Annotated in this window: 20 protein-coding genes; 13 read left to right on the top strand and 7 right to left on the bottom strand. The window is 37.5% G+C overall.

Translation table 11 applies throughout. The features are described 5' to 3' along the window. Positions 1–13: 13 nt before the first annotated feature. Together ytvI and JIN86_RS16100 are read right to left on the bottom strand one after the other, a co-directional pair. The gene (gene ytvI / locus JIN86_RS16105; protein ID WP_009373494.1) at positions 14–1,075 is read right to left on the bottom strand and encodes a sporulation integral membrane protein YtvI; all 1,062 of its coding nucleotides are present in this window, start codon (positions 1,073–1,075) and stop codon (positions 14–16) included. 146 nt (positions 1,076–1,221) lie between these two features. Then, complete coding sequence (locus tag JIN86_RS16100; protein ID WP_004224795.1) at positions 1,222–1,623, bottom strand: YugN family protein; 402 nt, start codon at positions 1,621–1,623, stop codon at positions 1,222–1,224. Positions 1,624–1,770: 147 nt separating this feature from the next. Between JIN86_RS16100 and JIN86_RS16095 the strand changes: the two genes are divergently transcribed. After that, a complete protein-coding gene (locus JIN86_RS16095; protein ID WP_004224796.1) occupies positions 1,771–2,925 on the top strand; it encodes a CAP domain-containing protein in 1,155 nt (384 codons plus the stop codon). A gap of 151 nt (positions 2,926–3,076) precedes the next feature. Next, positions 3,077–4,549 (top strand): UDP-N-acetylmuramoyl-L-alanyl-D-glutamate--2,6-diaminopimelate ligase, encoded by a 1,473-nt coding sequence (locus JIN86_RS16090; RefSeq protein WP_202342377.1) that lies wholly within the window; start codon positions 3,077–3,079, stop codon positions 4,547–4,549. Here the strand turns inward: JIN86_RS16090 and JIN86_RS16085 are convergent. Then, on the bottom strand, positions 4,530–5,030 hold the full coding sequence (locus tag JIN86_RS16085; protein ID WP_202342376.1) for a PaaI family thioesterase: 501 nt from the start codon (positions 5,028–5,030) through the stop codon (positions 4,530–4,532). The genes JIN86_RS16090 and JIN86_RS16085 overlap by 20 nt on opposite strands. Before the next feature lie 87 nt (positions 5,031–5,117). On the opposite strand from JIN86_RS16085, the gene JIN86_RS16080 reads away from it, so the two are divergent. Both JIN86_RS16080 and JIN86_RS16075 read left to right on the top strand, forming a co-directional pair. Next, positions 5,118–5,564, top strand: a complete 447-nt coding sequence (locus JIN86_RS16080; RefSeq protein ID WP_004224800.1) for a YlbF/YmcA family competence regulator — start codon at positions 5,118–5,120, stop codon at positions 5,562–5,564. A gap of 104 nt (positions 5,565–5,668) precedes the next feature. Next, positions 5,669–6,721: a tartrate dehydrogenase gene (locus JIN86_RS16075; RefSeq protein WP_004224802.1), complete on the top strand. Its 1,053-nt coding sequence runs from the start codon at positions 5,669–5,671 to the stop codon at positions 6,719–6,721. A gap of 90 nt (positions 6,722–6,811) precedes the next feature. Here the strand turns inward: JIN86_RS16075 and JIN86_RS16070 are convergent, their stop codons facing one another. Beyond that, complete coding sequence (locus tag JIN86_RS16070; protein ID WP_202342375.1) at positions 6,812–7,723, bottom strand: glycerophosphodiester phosphodiesterase family protein; 912 nt, start codon at positions 7,721–7,723, stop codon at positions 6,812–6,814. A gap of 377 nt (positions 7,724–8,100) precedes the next feature. On the opposite strand from JIN86_RS16070, the gene JIN86_RS16065 reads away from it, so the two are divergent. After that, positions 8,101–8,373 carry a YlbG family protein gene (locus JIN86_RS16065; protein WP_004224806.1) on the top strand — a complete coding sequence of 91 codons (273 nt, stop codon included), beginning with the start codon at positions 8,101–8,103 and terminating at the stop codon, positions 8,371–8,373. A 2-nt stretch (positions 8,374–8,375) separates the two neighbouring features. Here JIN86_RS16065 and JIN86_RS16060 read toward each other — a convergent pair whose 3' ends face one another. Then, positions 8,376–8,765: a DUF7147 family protein gene (locus JIN86_RS16060; protein ID WP_004224807.1), complete on the bottom strand. Its 390-nt coding sequence runs from the start codon at positions 8,763–8,765 to the stop codon at positions 8,376–8,378. 56 nt (positions 8,766–8,821) lie between these two features. Here JIN86_RS16060 and JIN86_RS16055 point away from each other — a divergent pair, with 56 nt between their 5' ends. The 3 genes from JIN86_RS16055 to coaD all read left to right on the top strand — a co-directional run bounded on the left by JIN86_RS16055 (position 8,822) and on the right by coaD (position 11,374). Beyond that, a complete protein-coding gene (locus JIN86_RS16055; protein ID WP_004224809.1) occupies positions 8,822–10,243 on the top strand; it encodes a hypothetical protein in 1,422 nt (473 codons plus the stop codon). A gap of 71 nt (positions 10,244–10,314) precedes the next feature. After that, the gene (rsmD, locus tag JIN86_RS16050; RefSeq protein ID WP_036219467.1) at positions 10,315–10,881 is read left to right on the top strand and encodes a 16S rRNA (guanine(966)-N(2))-methyltransferase RsmD; all 567 of its coding nucleotides are present in this window, start codon (positions 10,315–10,317) and stop codon (positions 10,879–10,881) included. Position 10,882: 1 nt separating this feature from the next. Further along, the gene (coaD, locus tag JIN86_RS16045; protein WP_004224812.1) at positions 10,883–11,374 is read left to right on the top strand and encodes a pantetheine-phosphate adenylyltransferase; all 492 of its coding nucleotides are present in this window, start codon (positions 10,883–10,885) and stop codon (positions 11,372–11,374) included. A gap of 58 nt (positions 11,375–11,432) precedes the next feature. Here coaD and JIN86_RS16040 read toward each other — a convergent pair whose 3' ends face one another. After that, complete coding sequence (locus tag JIN86_RS16040; RefSeq protein ID WP_009373505.1) at positions 11,433–12,332, bottom strand: hypothetical protein; 900 nt, start codon at positions 12,330–12,332, stop codon at positions 11,433–11,435. A gap of 118 nt (positions 12,333–12,450) precedes the next feature. On the opposite strand from JIN86_RS16040, the gene JIN86_RS16035 reads away from it, so the two are divergent. Then, positions 12,451–13,497 carry a SepM family pheromone-processing serine protease gene (locus tag JIN86_RS16035; protein ID WP_004224816.1) on the top strand — a complete coding sequence of 349 codons (1,047 nt, stop codon included), beginning with the start codon at positions 12,451–12,453 and terminating at the stop codon, positions 13,495–13,497. Between the two features lie 44 nt (positions 13,498–13,541). Here JIN86_RS16035 and JIN86_RS16030 read toward each other — a convergent pair whose 3' ends face one another. Continuing rightward, entirely contained in the window at positions 13,542–14,753 is a 1,212-nt protein-coding gene (locus tag JIN86_RS16030) for a nucleotidyltransferase (RefSeq protein ID WP_004224817.1), read from the bottom strand. Positions 14,754–14,920: 167 nt separating this feature from the next. On the opposite strand from JIN86_RS16030, the gene JIN86_RS16025 reads away from it, so the two are divergent. The 4 genes from JIN86_RS16025 to JIN86_RS16010 all read left to right on the top strand — a co-directional run bounded on the left by JIN86_RS16025 (position 14,921) and on the right by JIN86_RS16010 (position 17,072). Then, positions 14,921–15,454, top strand: coding sequence for a YceD family protein (locus JIN86_RS16025; protein WP_004224818.1), 534 nt, complete (start codon positions 14,921–14,923; stop codon positions 15,452–15,454). 24 nt (positions 15,455–15,478) lie between these two features. Then, on the top strand, positions 15,479–15,652 hold the full coding sequence (rpmF, locus tag JIN86_RS16020; protein WP_004224819.1) for a 50S ribosomal protein L32: 174 nt from the start codon (positions 15,479–15,481) through the stop codon (positions 15,650–15,652). 163 nt (positions 15,653–15,815) lie between these two features. Next, a complete protein-coding gene (locus tag JIN86_RS16015; RefSeq protein ID WP_004224820.1) occupies positions 15,816–16,583 on the top strand; it encodes an enoyl-CoA hydratase/isomerase family protein in 768 nt (255 codons plus the stop codon). A gap of 111 nt (positions 16,584–16,694) precedes the next feature. Continuing rightward, positions 16,695–17,072, top strand: a complete 378-nt coding sequence (locus JIN86_RS16010) for a transcriptional regulator (protein ID WP_004224822.1) — start codon at positions 16,695–16,697, stop codon at positions 17,070–17,072. Positions 17,073–17,188 lie beyond the last annotated feature (116 nt).

Genomic DNA, 17,188 nt, shown 5'->3' with positions numbered 1-17,188 from the left:
AAAATCTCCCTCCTTATTTCTGTGCAGGAGGGAGATTTTTTATAGTTGGTTGGAATAGTGAAAGCACTACGACAACTAGTAATGGACCAATTAATATTCCAATAAATCCAAAGATTTTAAAACCAATAAACATGGCAATAAAGGTATTCAAGGAAGAAAGGCCAATTTTATCGCCAATAATTTTTGGCTCAATCATTCGTCGGACTAGAAATTGTCCAATGGTTAGTAAAATTAAGACAGCAGCATATAAATAATCGCCAGCAAAGACCTGATAGATTGCCCATGGGACTAATAAAATAAATGAATCAAGAAAAGGGATAAAGTCTAAAACAACAAGTAGAAGTGCTAACAGTATAGGAAAGGGTGTTTTTAAAAAATAAAATGCAGCGAATGATATAGCAAAGATCCCTATACCTACAAGTAATTGAGCTTTCAGAAATCCAAATAATGCCAGCTTAACACGTTGGCCAATAAAGATTATTTTTTGATGGTAATGAAAAGGAACGGGCGTTAATAATTTGCGATTAATTGTTGGTAATTCTAAAAGCAACATATACAACACAATCCAATAGACAAATATATCAAAAAGACGTGTGGGAATATAAGTTAGTAACGTTGACCAAACATTGACGTTCGTTAAGGATAAAGAAAATTTTTCGATGGATGCTAAAGCTTTTGCAATCATAAATTGAATTTGTGACACTAGCTCTACAGGTAAATGATAGGTGTAATTGCTGAGCTTAGATTGCATTTGAATCCATAGGGCGGACAATTGATTAAGATAATCAGGTATATCAATGATAAAGGAAGAAAATTGTTTCCAGCTTATATAGAGGATAAGAGCACATAATAATAAAGATATACTTAGAAAAAACAAAAAAAAGAAGAAGACAACGATTTTCCGTTTTTTTCTAAACCGTTTACTCATTCGAACGATGATTGGTTCTAACAATAACGCGGTTAAGTAGGCAAGTAAAATTGGTAATGATATGGAGATGGACCAAAGGATCAGTATACCCATTGCGATAACAATAATGGGATGACGAAAAAAAGGACGATTAAAAAATGATAACATTTTTCTCACCTACATCTTGTAATAGATATAGGTAGTATGAGAAAAAAATTTTTTTTTACTCAAAATAAAAAAAGACTGGACCACCAGTCTTTTTACAACCATGAAGCTATTTATGCTTACTTGCCGTCACTTCAATGTACGAAAGATTAGCGTGCGTTAACAGGTTCAAAGTTATTTTTATTTGTAGGCTCGATTGAGAATTGATCTAACTCTAATTTAACCTTTTTTAAGATTTCTTCACATTTTTTTACAAGGTGTGCTGGATAAACCTCGTCATCACCATATTCAACACCATGTGGATAATAGTATTTACCAAGGACTGGTTTCATTAATGTAAGGATGGCATCGTGTGCACCTACGTCACCAGAAATAGCATATGCGAATACGCGTAGGTAATAACGACCTTCACGAGTATCGAATCGTTTATCGAATGTCATACGCTCGTAATCCCAGCCGCCATCACATTCTAAACCATGTTTTTTCATAATGCTGACAAGTAGCTCTTGATCAGCTGTTAAATTTTCAAGGTTAGTATTTTCAAAATACATGTATAGTCCTCCTTTAGGTTCTCGTACAAAGTATACGCTCATTTTTATAATAGAGCATATTCGACATTGTTGCAATGACAACATTGTGTCAACCCAATCACAATTGATATAATAACTTACAATAATGGTGATGAAAAGGAGTCCTGTATGAAAGCTTTATTCCGCATTTTAATGGTTTGTGGTGCAGTTGCATTAATTGGCTTTATGTTTTTTAATACCCCTAAGGAAAATGAGCCTCTAGAAGGCCCGAATATCAATTCGAATATCATACCTCAAACACAGTTAAAGCAGGAACCTGCAATAGGCGCAATGACACGTCCACAAACAGGTATATCCACATTGATAGGAAAAGGTACACAAACTGTTTTAGAACAATATGGGGAGCCTGCAAGAAAAGAGCCATCTTCATTTGGTTATCAATGGTGGGTCTACAATGAAGATGTTTCAACTTTTTTTATGATTGGCATTGATAATAATATTGTGACACAAATTTACATAGCAGGAAAAGAAATTGATGCATTTCCTTTTAAAGTGGGCCAAAAACGTGATGAAATATACAGAATGACGATCATTGATTATGAGGTAGCCGCCACTGTAGGCGAAAATATTTTCATTTTCTCGATGAGTGAAGAAGATATGCAAACAAGGCTGCTTATCAAATTTGATGGTCTTTACGCACAACTTTACATAGATAGGGAGACAAGTGAGTTGCAAGGTATTCGATATACAGACAGTGAAACACTTGTCCTTCATCAGCCATATGAAATGAGCTATCAAGGGGAGCTTGTTAGACGTACTCCTCCTTCCTCTTTCTTACAGCAAGAAATTGATGTTGCTAGCGCTAAACAATTAGACGATTTGCTAAATGTAACAAGAGTCCATCATGATTTACTTCCTTTAGAAATGGATGAATCCTTGGAGGAAGTAGCAAGAATGCATAGTGAGGACATGAAAGTGCAAAATTTTTTAGCGCATGAATCTCCAACCTATGGCGATCTAAAAAAACGATTACAGACGCAAAAAATCGAGTATAGTGAAGCGAATGAAAACCTAGCAACTGCTTATTTTGATGCGATTGAAGCCATGCATGGCTGGACAAATTCTCCTGAACACAGAAAAGTTCTTTTGAATGATCGATACACCCGCGTTGGTTCTGGTGCCTTTGTAGATTATTATACGCAAATATATCTTGAACCTACTACACAAGAACTGGATAGAGAAGAACAAGATAATGAAGAGACGAAAAATGAAAAACAAGATAGCGAAGATTCTACAGATAAATCAAATCAAACCTTACCATAACAGAATAATATTCAGATGAAGACGAGCTTTCAACAAACGGGCTTGTCTTCATTTTTTATGTGGAGTTTCTCCCTCTTTTAGGGCTCTACATTTTTCGTCACACCGTTACAAACGCCGTCATATGATAGAGAACTGAGAGGGGGAATGAGGTTTGCAATTAGCAGAATTATTAAAAGACTGGCCATGTAGCGTGACGGGAGGATCTATACGGACAGAAATTACTGGTGTAGAGGACTATGCGCAGGCGGTACAACCTGGTGATATATTTATTGTGCGAAAAGGAAAAAAAACATCGGGAAGTCGGTTTGTCAAAGAGGCATTGGCACGTGGGGCTGCTGCCATCGTTTCAGAAGAAAGTATCTCTTTGCCAATTATAGATAAAGAAATTCCGTTTGTATGGGTTCCAAATACAGCATTATTTTTATCGTATGCAAGTGCGAAGCTTGCTGCTTTTCCAGCAGAAGCTTTAACTGTTATCGCCATTACAGGTACAAATGGAAAGACTACAGTGAGCCATTTTGTCAGTCAGCTTCTAAATGCACTACATAAACATGCAGCAGTTATTGGAACAGTTGGCTTTTTCATCAATGGTGAGAAACAACAAACGGCTTATGAGCAATTAACAACATTGCAAGCTAAAGAATTACACCCCATTCTTAAGCAATGTGTGCGGAAAGGTGTGACCCATGTTGTATTAGAGGCTTCTTCAATGGGGTTACAGCAGCATAGGCTCGATCATTGTGACATTGACTGTGGTGTATTTTTAAATTTATCAGAAGATCATTTAGAAGATCATGGAGGGTTAGAAGCTTATAAACGTGCCAAGAAACGTTTAGCAGATTTATCAAAAAAGCTAGTATTAAATGGAGATGATAATTTTTGCCGTTCTGTTGGCATTTATGATAAGAAAAAATCTTGCTCATTTGGTTTTGATAATCACAATGATTTACATATCCAAATCGTCAGTGAATCAGTAGGCAAAACCGTACTTTGTTTACAGACTTCCGCGAGTGAGCATATTGTAGAAATTCCTTTTGTCGGTAAATACCATGTGCAAAATGCTGTTGCATCCTTAATGGCTGTATGGCGCTTAGGTGTCCCTATGGAAGATATAGTTGGACATATGTGGTCATTAAGGCTACCAGAGGGCAGGCTAGAGAAGATTGAAAATCCATTAGGAATTGATGTTTATGTAGATTATGCCCATACAGCAGAAGCTTTACAAGCGGTATTGCAAACCTTTGATCACTCTAAAACAATTTACCTTGTCTTTAGTTGTGGAGGAAATCGAGATAAGGCGAAACGCTTTGCAATGGGGGCAGTAGCAAGTAAATACGCTGATGTTATTTATTTAACGACAGATAATCCACGTGATGAAGATCCTATTGTGATTAATGAAAGTATTATTGCTGGTTTTACAGAGCAACAATATTATGAAATTTATTTAGATCGCAAACTTGCTATCCATCAAGCATTAGCAAAGGCAGAAAAGGGTGACATTGTCCTTGTTGCCGGAAAAGGGCATGAACAAACACAGCAAATTAAAAATCAAAAGTTCCCTTTTTCCGATCAACAATGTGTTAAAGACTATTTTGCGAGTTTAATTACGGACGACGCTGAATAACGAAGAAAGATCCTGTAGCAATAGCAAGCCTGCGACCAGTCTCATCTTCAATATCATATTCCATGACAAGCGTTTGGCGTCCCTTATGAACAAAACGACCACGTGCAATCAATTCTTTATTTGTGGTGGTAGCAATATACGATACATTCATATTCGTAGTTACTACATTATAGCCCTCAGGCACAGAGCGCGAAGCAAGCCCCCCCATAGCGGCATCAGCAATCGTTGCAACAATACCTCCATGGGGCACCTTTATCGTATTGTGGATGACCGGTGTAATAGGGATACGGACCTCACTGACCTCAGTCTCAAATTTACCTACCATATGTAAAGTAGCATTAATATAACGACGGTGAATGCCCTGCTGTTTCTCCCGTAGGCCCTTTAAAAGATGTAATAAAACTTCTTCATCTTCCTCGGTACTGTCTTGTAAAATCTCGGCCACTAACTGTTCAACCTGATCCTTAGATGTTGTCATCATTTGGAAAACCTCTTTCATTAAAATTATCATTAATGTAAAATTACCATAAAATCTGTTATGATGGGAAAGAGATTGGGGGAATTAAAGATGATGATGACCTCTGACTGGGTAATCATTTTGGATGAGGCGGAAGCGCTTTGTGAGATGATTCTTTCCTCAGAACCTGCGATGGCGCTACAACAAGCGTATGAAGCTGTATATAGTGATGCACAAATTGTAGAAGCTATATATGCATTTAATCGCATGAAAGAGCAGTACGAAGATGTACAACGTTTCGGAAAATATCATCCGGACTACCATACAATTATGAAGTCGATTCGCCAACAGAAAAGGGCACTTGACTTAAATGAGAAAGTTTCAGCCTTGAAAATTGCTGAAAACGATTTTCAGGATTTACTTGATGAGATTAGCCTATTAATAGGAAAAACGGTCTCTGAAGCGGTAAAAGTTCCTGTTAGTAATCCATTCTTTGCATCTGGTTCATCTTGCGGTGGTGGATGTGGCTCGGGCGGTTCATGCTCTTGCTCAGCGTAAATAGGATGTGTATATAACATATCTCTTCTAGACTGTAGACAACTCGAAGGCAACTGAGTTAGTTTACAGTCTTTTTTATAATTAAATTGAAGGAGGAAACATTAATGAAAACTTATCGAATTGCTGTAATACCTGGAGATGGAATAGGAAAAGAGGTTGTGCCAGCTGCAATAAAAGTTCTTGACCAGGCAGCGTTGTTAGATGGACGCTTTCAATTTGAATGGACAACCTTTCCATGGGGCTGTGAATACTATTTAGAGACAGGGAAAATGATGCCTGATAATGGTATTGAGCTGTTAAAACAGTATGATCAAATATTCTTAGGTGCAGTCGGAATGCCTAACTTGGTTCCGGATCATGTATCATTATGGGGTCTTCTCATTAAAATTCGACGTGAGCTACAGCAATCTATTAATGTACGACCTGCAAAGCTACTTCAAGGATTACCATCACCTTTACGACAACCAAATGATTTTGATTTTATTGTTGTAAGGGAAAATTCTGAAGGGGAGTATGCTGAAAGCGGAGGAAGAATACATAGTGGTCAAGATGAGGTGGCAATCCAAAATGCTGTTTTTACAAGAAAAGGTACGGAACGCGCAATGCGCTATGCATTTGAACTAGCCAAAACTCGTAATGGACATGTGACAAGTGCTACTAAATCAAATGGGCTTACATATAGCATGCCTTTTTGGGATGAAGTGTTTACTCAAGTAGGAAAAGACTATAAAGAGGTAGGTCAAGCATCTAATCATATTGATGCACTAGCGGCATTTTTAGTGATGAAGCCAGAAAATTTTGATGTTATCGTAGCATCGAATTTATTTGGGGATATTTTGACAGATCTAGGCGGTGCCATTATGGGAAGCATCGGTATTGCACCTGCAGCAAATTTAAACATTGAAGGGCAATATCCATCAATGTTTGAGCCTGTCCATGGTTCTGCACCAGATATAGCTGGTCAAGGAATTGCCAATCCTATTGGACAAATTTGGACAGGTAAGATGATGCTCGATTTCCTGGGTTATCAAGATGTGGGAACAAGGATATTGAATGCTATAGAGCAAACATTAGCGCGGGGTATAAAAACGCCTGATTTGGGTGGAGTTTCCACACTACAAGAAGTAACTGATGCAATCTTAGATTATTTAACATAAGTATTACTGTAATGGAAAGTAATAATGGGGCTAACATTTACATGAAGGGGAAGCACATCAGTTCAGTGTGCTTCCCTTTCATTCCTAATCTTATTTAGACTCTTGAGCTTGTAATAACTCAACTGCAATATCCGGACGATCGGTAATAATGCCCTTTGCCCCATTATTGAGTAATTTTTTCATCGTATCTAGGTCATTGATTGTCCAATAGTGGACAGGAATATTGAGGTTGTTTAAAAACTGAATAAATTTAGGAGAATCTAATGCAATAACCCCTGACTTTGGAGGAATTTGAAAAACATCCACTTTAGGGTGATATAAATGTCCAAACTGACTTGAGAAGGAAGCAAATGCTTTTCTGACATCTGATTCACCTGCACCAAGGGCTACTTGATTTTGCGCATATAAATTAAAACGATCTATTTGCTCACCATAAAAGCTTGTCACAACAACACGATGTTCAGCTTGAAGTTCTTCGATTAAGCGCCAAAGTTTAGAAGGCATCAGACTCCCTTCATAAGTATCTGGAGCATCTTTGATATCAATATTGATTAACATGTTTGAATAGGTTTCAAGCAACTCTCGTAAAGTTACGACTTTCAATTTATCCTCTCGATATGGGAAATTTCCATCTAAATCTTCAAATTGATAGCCATGGTTCAAGGCATTGATTTCTGCCAACGTCATATCTGCAATGAGCCCATAGCCATCCGTTGTACGTTCAACTGTCTCGTCATGGAAAACAATAATTTCCTCATCTTTCGTTAGGCGAATGTCGATTTCAAAGCCATCAACACCTAGCTGTACAGCTTTTTCAAATGCAACCATTGTATGTTCTGGTGCTAAAAGAGCTCCGCCACGATGTGCAAGAATTATGGGGCGTTCAAATTGTAATGCTTGTTTACCTTCACGTTGCTGTGGTTTTGAAATAGCTTTACTGCCTGCCCAAGCTGCTGCACTTGCTGCTGCAATTGCAAGCGCAATTTTTGTTTTCTTACCCATATTCGTCCTCCTTAAAAATTATCCTCATATAAAAAGTTGTAGTGAATGCATTGTGTAATCAATAGTAGTAAGTACAGGGCCTACTATTAAAATTAGTTACTAGTATAAATGAATGATGATTTTTTTATGCCGATTTTTGCCATCCTATTTGAAAAACAATCGGGTTCATTTGAGGCATGACCATCTTTCAGCACTTTTCTGTTCCTGTAATGATGCTACAATTGAATTTAATTAAAACAACTGATTCATCTTCACGATGTTCAACGTCGTATGCTTTTCCATTATAACGGAAAATTGAGCGTTCTGTCAGCTAAACTCTGTTGCTATCATTTTCTGGTCTATGGTATTCTTTTATGTAAGAAATGAGGGAATCCACTATGAACGAACGACAAGGGCTAATCGTTTACGTCCATCAATTAAAACATGCGAAGTCACTTCGGAAATATGGTCATGTTCTTTATATTTCTAGAAGACAAAAATACGTAGTGCTTTACTGCGATCGTGAGGATATTGACATGATGACAACAAAACTACAACGCCTTCCATTTGTGAAAGACGTTGTGGCGTCTTATCGTCCTTTTGTAAAAACTGAATATGAAAATGCAAAACCAGATAAAGCAAAGGAATATGACTATAAAGTAGGTCTATAAACTTATGCCAATGGAGGTATATAGTTATTTAGTCTTAATATACCTATTAGGTATTGATAAAATAGTTTTGATTCCGAAAATATAGATGAGTGCTTTATTTCTACAACTACTGCTTTTCGACCGAGTTGTTCTATTTGTGCTTCAAACATTTTTTGTCGCTGTGTGGGCTGTTCTTCATTGTATGGGATGCCTTCTCGACAAATATAAATAGGCATGAATTTACTTTCGCCGACTGGTTTAAGGGCGACAGCTAAAGAAATCACCTTCTTGTCTTCTTTTGTAGATGTTAGTAAAAAGGCTTGATGAAAACGTTCCTGGTTGGTTTTAATAATTTCGAGTAGCTCGTATACATCACCATAGCCTTCACCTAATTCTATAAATTGTTGTGGCATAATAATTGCACATCCTTTCCAATATTCATAGTATCATGCTGCGGGAGGTCAAGCACATGAAATTTGCATTGAGCTTTTTTTCTATTTTAGCACTAATCATTACAGGAACGGTATTTTTCCAATACCATGCTTATTCATCTGATTTAGAAACAGGCATAGGAGATTTTCATTATTCTCAGGAAATAGAAATTGTCTATCGCGAAAATAGCTTAGATATTCGTCAACATTTTAAAAACCTACCAAATCAAAAGGTGAAAATTAAATGGCCTGAAAAAGCAACAAATGCTAGTTGCTTTATTGAAAATGAAAAAAGCTGTGATCGTTTATCAGATGAAGTTTCTTACTTTGCAAAAGGGGAGACAAAATCACAATCTGTGTCATACATAATTCCGATTGAGGGTGGCTTAAAAAATAAGATGCTCCTTCAAAATGTTTTTGCTACACTAATAAATGGTGAAGCATCCTATTCAATTGTTTCAATTTCTACAGACAGTAAGGTGAAAGGACAATGGGTTACAGGTTTGCCCCTAGTAGGTCAACAACAACTTGTACTTGTCAATTACACCATGTTTAGAGGAAACGGTACTGTTCAAGATTTATATTGGCAAGCTGGGGAGCTTAAAGCGCAAGAACAGACACCTGTGTTATCAATTTATGCCCAGCAAAAAGTCCCTAATGATTTTCTAAAGTCATTAGAAAATTTACAGCTTCTAAGTGATGAGCATATTGCAATTATTCAAGAAAAAAGTCCAGTAGCAGTTCATGACGAAAGATTGTTATTTTTACCAACGCTTACTGCACAAGCTGTAGAGCAAGAAGTAATTTTATCACAAATCAAATCACAATATAATTTTGTAGATTCCCCAGAATGGTTGCCTGAGGTTGTGGCATCCTATTTAATAAGCGATCCAATTGGTGGAGAAAAAACAAAGAAAATCATCAAGACATTAAATGATTACATGACGGATGCTCAACAACAAGCTTGGCAGGAAACATTGAAAAAGCTTGGAGATGAATCAATTTCACCAGATACAATGGACAAGTATTTATCACAGGTATTAGATGCCAAGACATCTTATTTTGCATTAAATGCAGCTCAGCAAAATGGAACCTATCCACTTTTATTTGAGGATGCACGTGATGTCTATGTGGATGATACATTGAAGGAAGATGTTCATGTTATTCTCTATGAGGGACAGGTGTTGTATACGGCAGATACATTATTGCCTTACCTTGGCTACTCAGCTGAGGAAGGAAAGAATGGCTATTATGTTAATAGCGAGCATCGTACATTCCGCTTCCCTAAAGAGCCTGGATTCTATGTATTCAATCAGCGTAGGTATTCATCAATCTCTGAACCAATCATAAAGATTGCTGATCATTATTATGTAGAAGAAGCTTGGTTACAGCGATTATTCCAAGTTGAATTGCAAAAAAAGGATGAGCGTATTCAAGTATTAAAACAAGAGCAACAATAACTTTTGCAGCGGAGGGCCAACCTTTCGCTGCAAAATACTTTATATAGACGAAAGTACGGTGAGATATTGATATGAGAGTTGTAGCAGGAGAGCGCAAAGGAATGCCGCTTAAAGCAATAGCGGGAAATACGACAAGGCCTACAACTGACAAAGTAAAGGAATCCATTTTTAATATAATCGGACCATTTTTTGATGGAGGTTTGGCGCTAGATTTGTTTGCTGGAAGCGGTGGTTTGGGGATTGAATCATTAAGTAGAGGAGCAGAACGTGCTATTTTTATTGAGAAAGACCCTAAAGCATTCCAGGTGCTACAAGAAAATATAAAAAAATGCCGTTATGAAGAATATACAGAGCTTTTTCGTATAGATGCAAAGCGCGCTGTGAAAGCGCTATTAAAGCGTGATATTACATTTAAACTCGTATTTTTAGATCCACCTTACCATCAGCAGGAATATTATGACCTCGTACAGATTTTGGTCGATAACAGTAAAATACAACAAGATGGTATTATTTTATGTGAACATGCAAAAGAGATAGGATTACCTCAAAATTTTGGGGAGTTTGTTTTAACAAGACAAGAAACCTATGGCGGAACAATTATTTCTGTTTATCGCTGTACAGAGGAAGAGGGAGAATAAATTGTCTGAAAAAATTGCTGTAGTTCCTGGAAGTTTTGACCCTGTAACATTCGGCCATTTAGATATAATTAAACGTGCGGCCGATGTGTTTGATATCGTATATGTAGCAGTATTAAACAATTCAGCAAAGAATCCTTTGTTTTCTGTAGAGGAACGTATGGCTTTGATGGCTGAAGTGACAAAAACCTTACCTAATGTTCGTATAGAGAGTTCTTCAGGCTTATTGATTGATTATGCTAAGGAAAAAAAGGCGAAGGCAATTGTTCGTGGCTTACGAGCAGTTTCAGATTTTGAATATGAGATGCAAATTACTTCTATGAACCGTTTCCTGGATGAAACAATCGAAACATTTTTCATCATGACGAAAAATCAATATTCATTCCTAAGTTCTAGTATAGTAAAAGAGGTTGCGAAATACGGTAGTGATGTTAACGAGCTAGTCCCTACATGTGTCGTAAAGGCTTTAAAAGAAAAATATGGTTTTACACAATAAGGATGCAGAGGATGTCAAGAGAACGATGACATCCTCTTTTTGATATTTAGAGCGAGTGTTATTTTAGAAAAAATAAAGCATAAATAGTTGGTACAATGATTATGCTAAGGAGGCGGAATTTAATATAAGGTCGTACAGAAAGTTTTGCAGATTTGGCGATAACAAAAATTTGTAAGTGAATACTTATACTTTGCATCGTTAACAAAATTACAACAAGTAAATGGGTATACGGAAGATCTGGAAATGCTGTAACTGTCATTTTAAGACCGTTCGTTACCTCCAGAACAGCTGCTATGGAAAGCTCAATCGTATAGGGAAGCTTTGGTATCAGCTGATCTAAGCCTTGTTGTACAATGGTTTGAATCGTTGTGAAAAAGATGATGGTTGTACCAACTAGCAGAATGGTTGGGGCTGTTTCTTTAATACTTTCCGAAAATGGAGCACTATAGAGTGGTGTGTTGTGTACGGAGATAGTAGGTGAATCAGTTTTGCGAAAGAAAAAGTAGCCAGTTACTAGGCAACAAATATTAAACGTATGTAGTAAACATAAAAACAACCATCCAAACGTATTACTGTGTAGTAAATCAAGGCTTACAAAACCTAATACAAAAAGTGGACTAGGTGCATGACAAACAGCTAGCAAGAAATTTGCCTCTTTAGGGTGTAATTGACCACTATTTTTCAAATAAACAATAGTGGTTGCGCCAGTTGGATAGCCTCCAAGGGCACTAATAACGTAGGCTTGTACGTATAAGGAAGCCCTTTTTGTTTTGGTACGCATAGGAGCTGTTAAACGCAGAAGCCATTGTGTTAACACAAGATACGGCAATAAGTACGGGAAAAGTGCTTCCATGAAAAGATTTAAGCCTAAATCTGTACCACTGTGAGCGGTTTGTGGGAATAACAAGAGTAAGAGAATTAGAATCACGCAGAGCACTATTTGAATTGTAGCAAACATGTTATCATCTCGTTTCAACTTTTTGTCATTCACATAGGCAAATGCTAAAATCAATATATGTGAGAAAGGCAAAAACATGAACGTATGGTTTTGCAAGCGTCCTAGGAGGTGTTTTCAAGTGAAGAAAAAAATTAGTACTTATGCAGTGTTGATAGTCGTGATTTGTTTTATGATGTTATACCGACTAGACGCGTATATTATGAAACCTGGAAGTGCCTATGATGTCAGTAAATTTGTTACTGTGGATAGTAAAGAGGCAGATAGTGAGGGGTCATTAAGTTTAATGACAGTTGCTATGCAGCAAGCCACACCATTTTCGTATTTGTGGGCGAAAGTCCAAAAATATCAAAAGCTAATGGATATTGAACAAGTACGAAATCCTTTAGAGGATGATGAGGAATATAATATTCGACAGTTAAAGTTAATGTCTGATTCACAATTTAATGCCAAATATGTAGCCTTCCAAAGAGCAGGGCTAGAGACAAAGGTTCTTTTTAATGGTGTATTCATATTAAATGTTTTAGACGGAGGAGCTTCGGACGGTATTTTAAAAGCTGGTGATGAAATTGTCGAGGTTGATGGTCAAAGAATAACTAGCCAGCAAATGCTTGTGGATCTATTAAAACCTAAGCAGCTTGGCGATAAGGTAACCATTCAATTTATACGTAATGAAGAACAACATCAGGAGACTATTACACTAAAGGAAATTCCTAATGCCCAAGAACATAGAGCCGGTTTAGGTATTTCCTATACTGAAAGCAAATCGATTGAAACTAATCCGAAAGTGACGATGAAAACAGAGGATATCGGGGGACCTTCTGCTGGACTGATGTTTACACTTGAAATATTAGACCAATTACTTGATGAAGATTTAACAAAAGGCTATGCAATTGCTGGTACAGGTGAAATGCTAATAGATGGAATCGTTGGCAGAATTGGTGGAATAGACTATAAGGTTATTGCCGCTGATCGTGACGGCATGGAAATCTTTTTTGCACCAGATGATGAAATCTCTCGAGAAATGAAAGCGAAGTACCCAGAGCTAGAATCGAATTATGCAACGGCTGTCAAAACGGCAAAAGAGATTAAAACAAAAATGAAAATCGTTCCAGTGAAGAGCGTTGACGATGCTATCAATTATTTAAAGCAACTTCAACCAAAATAATATAAAGGGATGCTAAGAGGACTTTAGCATCCCTTTTGATGTCTTTAGCAACGAATCGGCGGTGTTTGATAATCCTTCGGCAGTGTAAGATCCTTTGTTCCTTGCTCGATACTTAGATTATAAAGCTCTGCTGCATGTATATCGATAGCTAGCATCGCATCATTTGTAGCTGCAACGCGACTGATTAAGGGTAATTCTATATTCTTTTTTTGCTGACCTAAATAAGCTTGTCCCATCGAACTCATACCCAATAGCCGAATAAAAGAGGGCGTGTTAAAACTTTGAAGCTGCTTTTTGGTAAACCCTGTATAGATATGTGTTATCATCCGTTGAAGGCGGGTCCAAGTATAACGCTTAGATTTTATTTTTTCCATAAAGCTATAAAATGTAGAACTGGTTTTGGCTGCTTTTACAATTGCGTTTTCTATGCCCTCTGTTACTTCTGCATAACGAGTAAGTTCTGAAGGGGTATGTCTTATAATGGTGAACTGTAATAACGGCCAAAATGTTTCCCAGCTTGCAAATTGGTTATACTTTGTATGCCAGTCAGTTAAATAATCAAAAGTAGCAGTAGGAACAACATTTTGTACACTTTGTAAAGAATTTGTAGAGGCAAGGGCTTTACGTATGCCAGTGGCACTGGCGATCGATGCATCTTCTTTTAATGCATCATGATATCCTGCTGCAACGCGAGGAATTGTTAGTGGTTTAATGTTGCTGTTAAGTGCCCTCGCTGCTTCAAGATAATGAAAGCCCAATATATTATTTGGTTGTGCAAGATCGATGTATGGAGCAGGGTACATCTGAGAAAGCTGTTCATAGGCGTAATGAAGGCTTTTTGGGTAGCTTGCACCTGTTTTAAGGCTGTCTTTAATGAACAGGTCATATTCTGCACGGTGGCTGTCAATCAGCTCGAAAGTGTTTAGAAAGGGCTGAATAGAGCCGTCTTCACTTCCAAAGGCAAAAGAGTTGCAACCAACAGCACTTAATAAGGAAATGGCTCCTTTTGCGAAATCTGTAGCAGGTGCTGTACTATAGACATAAGGCAGTTCAATAACAATATCTACACCGCCAGAAAGCGCCATTTTAGTACGTGTCCATTTATCTACCATGGCAGGTTCTCCACGTTGTAAAAATGTGCCGCTCATAACAGCAATTACGAGATCTGCCTGTGCTGCTTTTTTAGCCTGTTCTAAATGATAAGCATGTCCGTTGTGAAAAGGATTATATTCAACAACAATTCCAACTGCTTGCATGCTTCTCCCCCTTATAATTTGTGTCTTTATTTTAAACTGTTAGGAGTAAATACACTTCTCATAGTATATAATTATAGGTGGGTTTTAAAGTGGTGACAAGAAATTATCTTGACATCTATTTTTACACATTATATAATCAACATTGTTGTCTCGAGGTGATTAAACGAATGAAATGGTCAATTCATCAATTATCTAAATACCGCCAAAACGGGATGCCAATCGATGCCTTTGTCCAGCTGGACGAAGTGATGGAGCGAAACCAGGATATTCGAGCAATTTCGCCCGTTCATGTAAAAGGGCTATGTACTTTTGGTGCATCGCAAATGACATGTCAGTTAACTGTGACAGCAACGTTAACACTACCATGTGCTCGCACATGGGAGGATGTTGAGTTTCCAATTGAAGTTGAGACAGTTGAAATTTTTAGCTGGATCGACGAAGATAAACGAGGAGACGATGACGGAGACATTCACTATATTGACGGTGAAGTCATCGACATGAAACCGGTTCTTGAGGAATTAGTTTTGCTTGAGGTACCAATGCAAGTGTTCAAGGAAGATTCTGAAGGACAAGTGCATGGTGGTAAAAATTGGTCTTATGCAACAGATGAAGACGTAGAGCTACACAAAAAAGCTGACGAACAAAAAGTGGATCCAAGACTAGCTGCTTTAGCTAAGTATTTTGATCAAACAGACGAATAGACGATCTGTAAGGAGGTGCCATCAATGGCTGTACCATTTAGAAGAACTTCTAAAACTGCAAAAAGAAAGCGTCGTACGCATTTCAAATTATCTGTACCTGGTATGGTAACTTGCCCTAACTGTGGTGAGGCTAAATTATCACACCGTGTTTGCAAAGCTTGCGGACAATACAAAGGTAAAGAAGTAGTAAGCAAATAATACAGTGTTTGCTCACTTAAAAGGCTAGTAGAGAGACCATGGCTCTTTACTAGCCTTTTTGTTTGCTTAAAAAGACGGAATATTGCGTTGATTATGAAGTTCTTTACAATAGTGAAATAATTGTGTGATACAATTTATTCATTGCGACAAAGGGGGTAGTAATATGTCTTATACGATTGGCAATCATGATGGCATTATGACGTTTACCATTAACCGTGAAGAGAAACGGAATGCTGTCAATGATGAAGTGATGAACGGTCTTCAAGAAGTCATTACGTATATTCGTGGGCATGAAGATGTGCGTTTCTTAGTAGTGACTGGTGCTGGCGATAAATCGTTTTGCTCAGGAGGGGATTTATCTGAGTTTCATTCACTGGAAACAGAGGATGAGGCATTTGGTATGTTAAGTAAGATGGGGAAAATATTATATGACCTTGCTACGCTTCCAGTACCAACTATAGCACTTATAAATGGTGCTGCTGTTGGAGGGGGCTGTGAGATTGCAACAGCTTGTGATTTTCGTTTAGTAGCTAGCCATGCGAAATGTGGATTTATTCAAGGAACACTAGCCATTACAAGTGGCTGGGGTGGTGGTACATATTTATTTGAACGAGGTTTGCGTCATGATCGTGCAATGAAGATGCTAGTGGATGCGAAGCCTTACCCTGCGCAATTATTATATGAGATAGGATGGGCTATGCGTGTTTTTGAAGGCTCAAAAGAAGATGCCTTGAACGATTTTATTGAACATATGCGAAAAATTCATCCTTCTGTTCATAAAGCTTATAAGGAGATTGAGCTGCGAAAGTGGCGTGAACGAAATATGTATGAGCGTGTGATGGAAGAAGTTCGTACCTGTGCAAAGTTGTGGGAAAGTGAAGCACACCATCAAGCGGTTAATAATTTCTTGACAAAGAAGAATAATAAGTAATGTATAAAGACAGTGATGAGAGTAAAAACATCATCTCTGTCTTTTTTCATGCAATGATTCTATTTTGTTTGCTTTTGCATATAGTAGTAAAAAATGCGAGGGTGATAGATTATGGAATTGAAAAAAAGAAAAGATCAATGGACAAAGGAAGATGATGAAAGACTAGCAGAAATCGTATTGCATAATGTGCAAAATGGCAAAACACAGCTAGAGGCCTTTGAAATGGCGGCCATAGAACTAGGTCGTACAAAACAAGCGTGTGGTTTCCGTTGGAATAAAACATTGCGTGGTCAATATAGCCAGTCACTATTAGCTGTGCGAAATCAGCCCCAACAATCTATGCGAAGTCATTTGAAATTAGCGTTGACAAGTTTTGACGAATTAACGGAGGCTTATCAAACGCTTGAAATGAAGCATCGTGAATTGCAAAATGAGCATGAGAAGCTAGTGAAATGGCTTCAGCAAGGTTATTCATTAATGAAAGATTAAAATTATGATTACGTGGCTTTTGGAACATGAATTACATTGCTTTTCTTTTATGGACATAAAACCCTTTCTGTATATCGTCAATAATCAGTCTATCCTGTATAATAAAAGAACCTGCA

Source organism: Lysinibacillus sp. HST-98 (genome assembly GCF_016757845.1).
GTDB lineage: Bacteria > Bacillota > Bacilli > Bacillales_A > Planococcaceae > Lysinibacillus > Lysinibacillus capsici.
Note: the sequence above shows the minus strand (reverse complement) of the source record. Positions and strands in the feature narration are given on the sequence as shown.

Bases quoted from the DNA above. Each gene is read 5' to 3' on its own strand.
- ytvI (WP_009373494.1), bottom strand. From the start codon at position 1,075: ATGTTATCATTTTTTAATCGTCCTTTTTTTCGTCATCCCATTATTGTT.
- JIN86_RS16100 (WP_004224795.1), bottom strand. From the start codon at position 1,623: ATGTATTTTGAAAATACTAACCTTGAAAATTTAACAGCTGATCAAGAG.
- JIN86_RS16095 (WP_004224796.1), top strand. From the start codon at position 1,771: ATGAAAGCTTTATTCCGCATTTTAATGGTTTGTGGTGCAGTTGCATTA.
- JIN86_RS16085 (WP_202342376.1), bottom strand. From the start codon at position 5,030: ATGATGACAACATCTAAGGATCAGGTTGAACAGTTAGTGGCCGAGATT.
- JIN86_RS16080 (WP_004224800.1), top strand. From the start codon at position 5,118: ATGATGATGACCTCTGACTGGGTAATCATTTTGGATGAGGCGGAAGCG.
- JIN86_RS16075 (WP_004224802.1), top strand. From the start codon at position 5,669: ATGAAAACTTATCGAATTGCTGTAATACCTGGAGATGGAATAGGAAAA.
- JIN86_RS16070 (WP_202342375.1), bottom strand. From the start codon at position 7,723: ATGGGTAAGAAAACAAAAATTGCGCTTGCAATTGCAGCAGCAAGTGCA.
- JIN86_RS16065 (WP_004224806.1), top strand. From the start codon at position 8,101: ATGAACGAACGACAAGGGCTAATCGTTTACGTCCATCAATTAAAACAT.
- JIN86_RS16060 (WP_004224807.1), bottom strand. From the start codon at position 8,765: ATGCCACAACAATTTATAGAATTAGGTGAAGGCTATGGTGATGTATAC.
- JIN86_RS16055 (WP_004224809.1), top strand. From the start codon at position 8,822: ATGAAATTTGCATTGAGCTTTTTTTCTATTTTAGCACTAATCATTACA.
- rsmD (WP_036219467.1), top strand. From the start codon at position 10,315: ATGAGAGTTGTAGCAGGAGAGCGCAAAGGAATGCCGCTTAAAGCAATA.
- JIN86_RS16040 (WP_009373505.1), bottom strand. From the start codon at position 12,332: ATGTTTGCTACAATTCAAATAGTGCTCTGCGTGATTCTAATTCTCTTA.
- JIN86_RS16030 (WP_004224817.1), bottom strand. From the start codon at position 14,753: ATGCAAGCAGTTGGAATTGTTGTTGAATATAATCCTTTTCACAACGGA.
- JIN86_RS16025 (WP_004224818.1), top strand. From the start codon at position 14,921: ATGAAATGGTCAATTCATCAATTATCTAAATACCGCCAAAACGGGATG.
- rpmF (WP_004224819.1), top strand. From the start codon at position 15,479: ATGGCTGTACCATTTAGAAGAACTTCTAAAACTGCAAAAAGAAAGCGT.
- JIN86_RS16015 (WP_004224820.1), top strand. From the start codon at position 15,816: ATGTCTTATACGATTGGCAATCATGATGGCATTATGACGTTTACCATT.
- JIN86_RS16010 (WP_004224822.1), top strand. From the start codon at position 16,695: ATGGAATTGAAAAAAAGAAAAGATCAATGGACAAAGGAAGATGATGAA.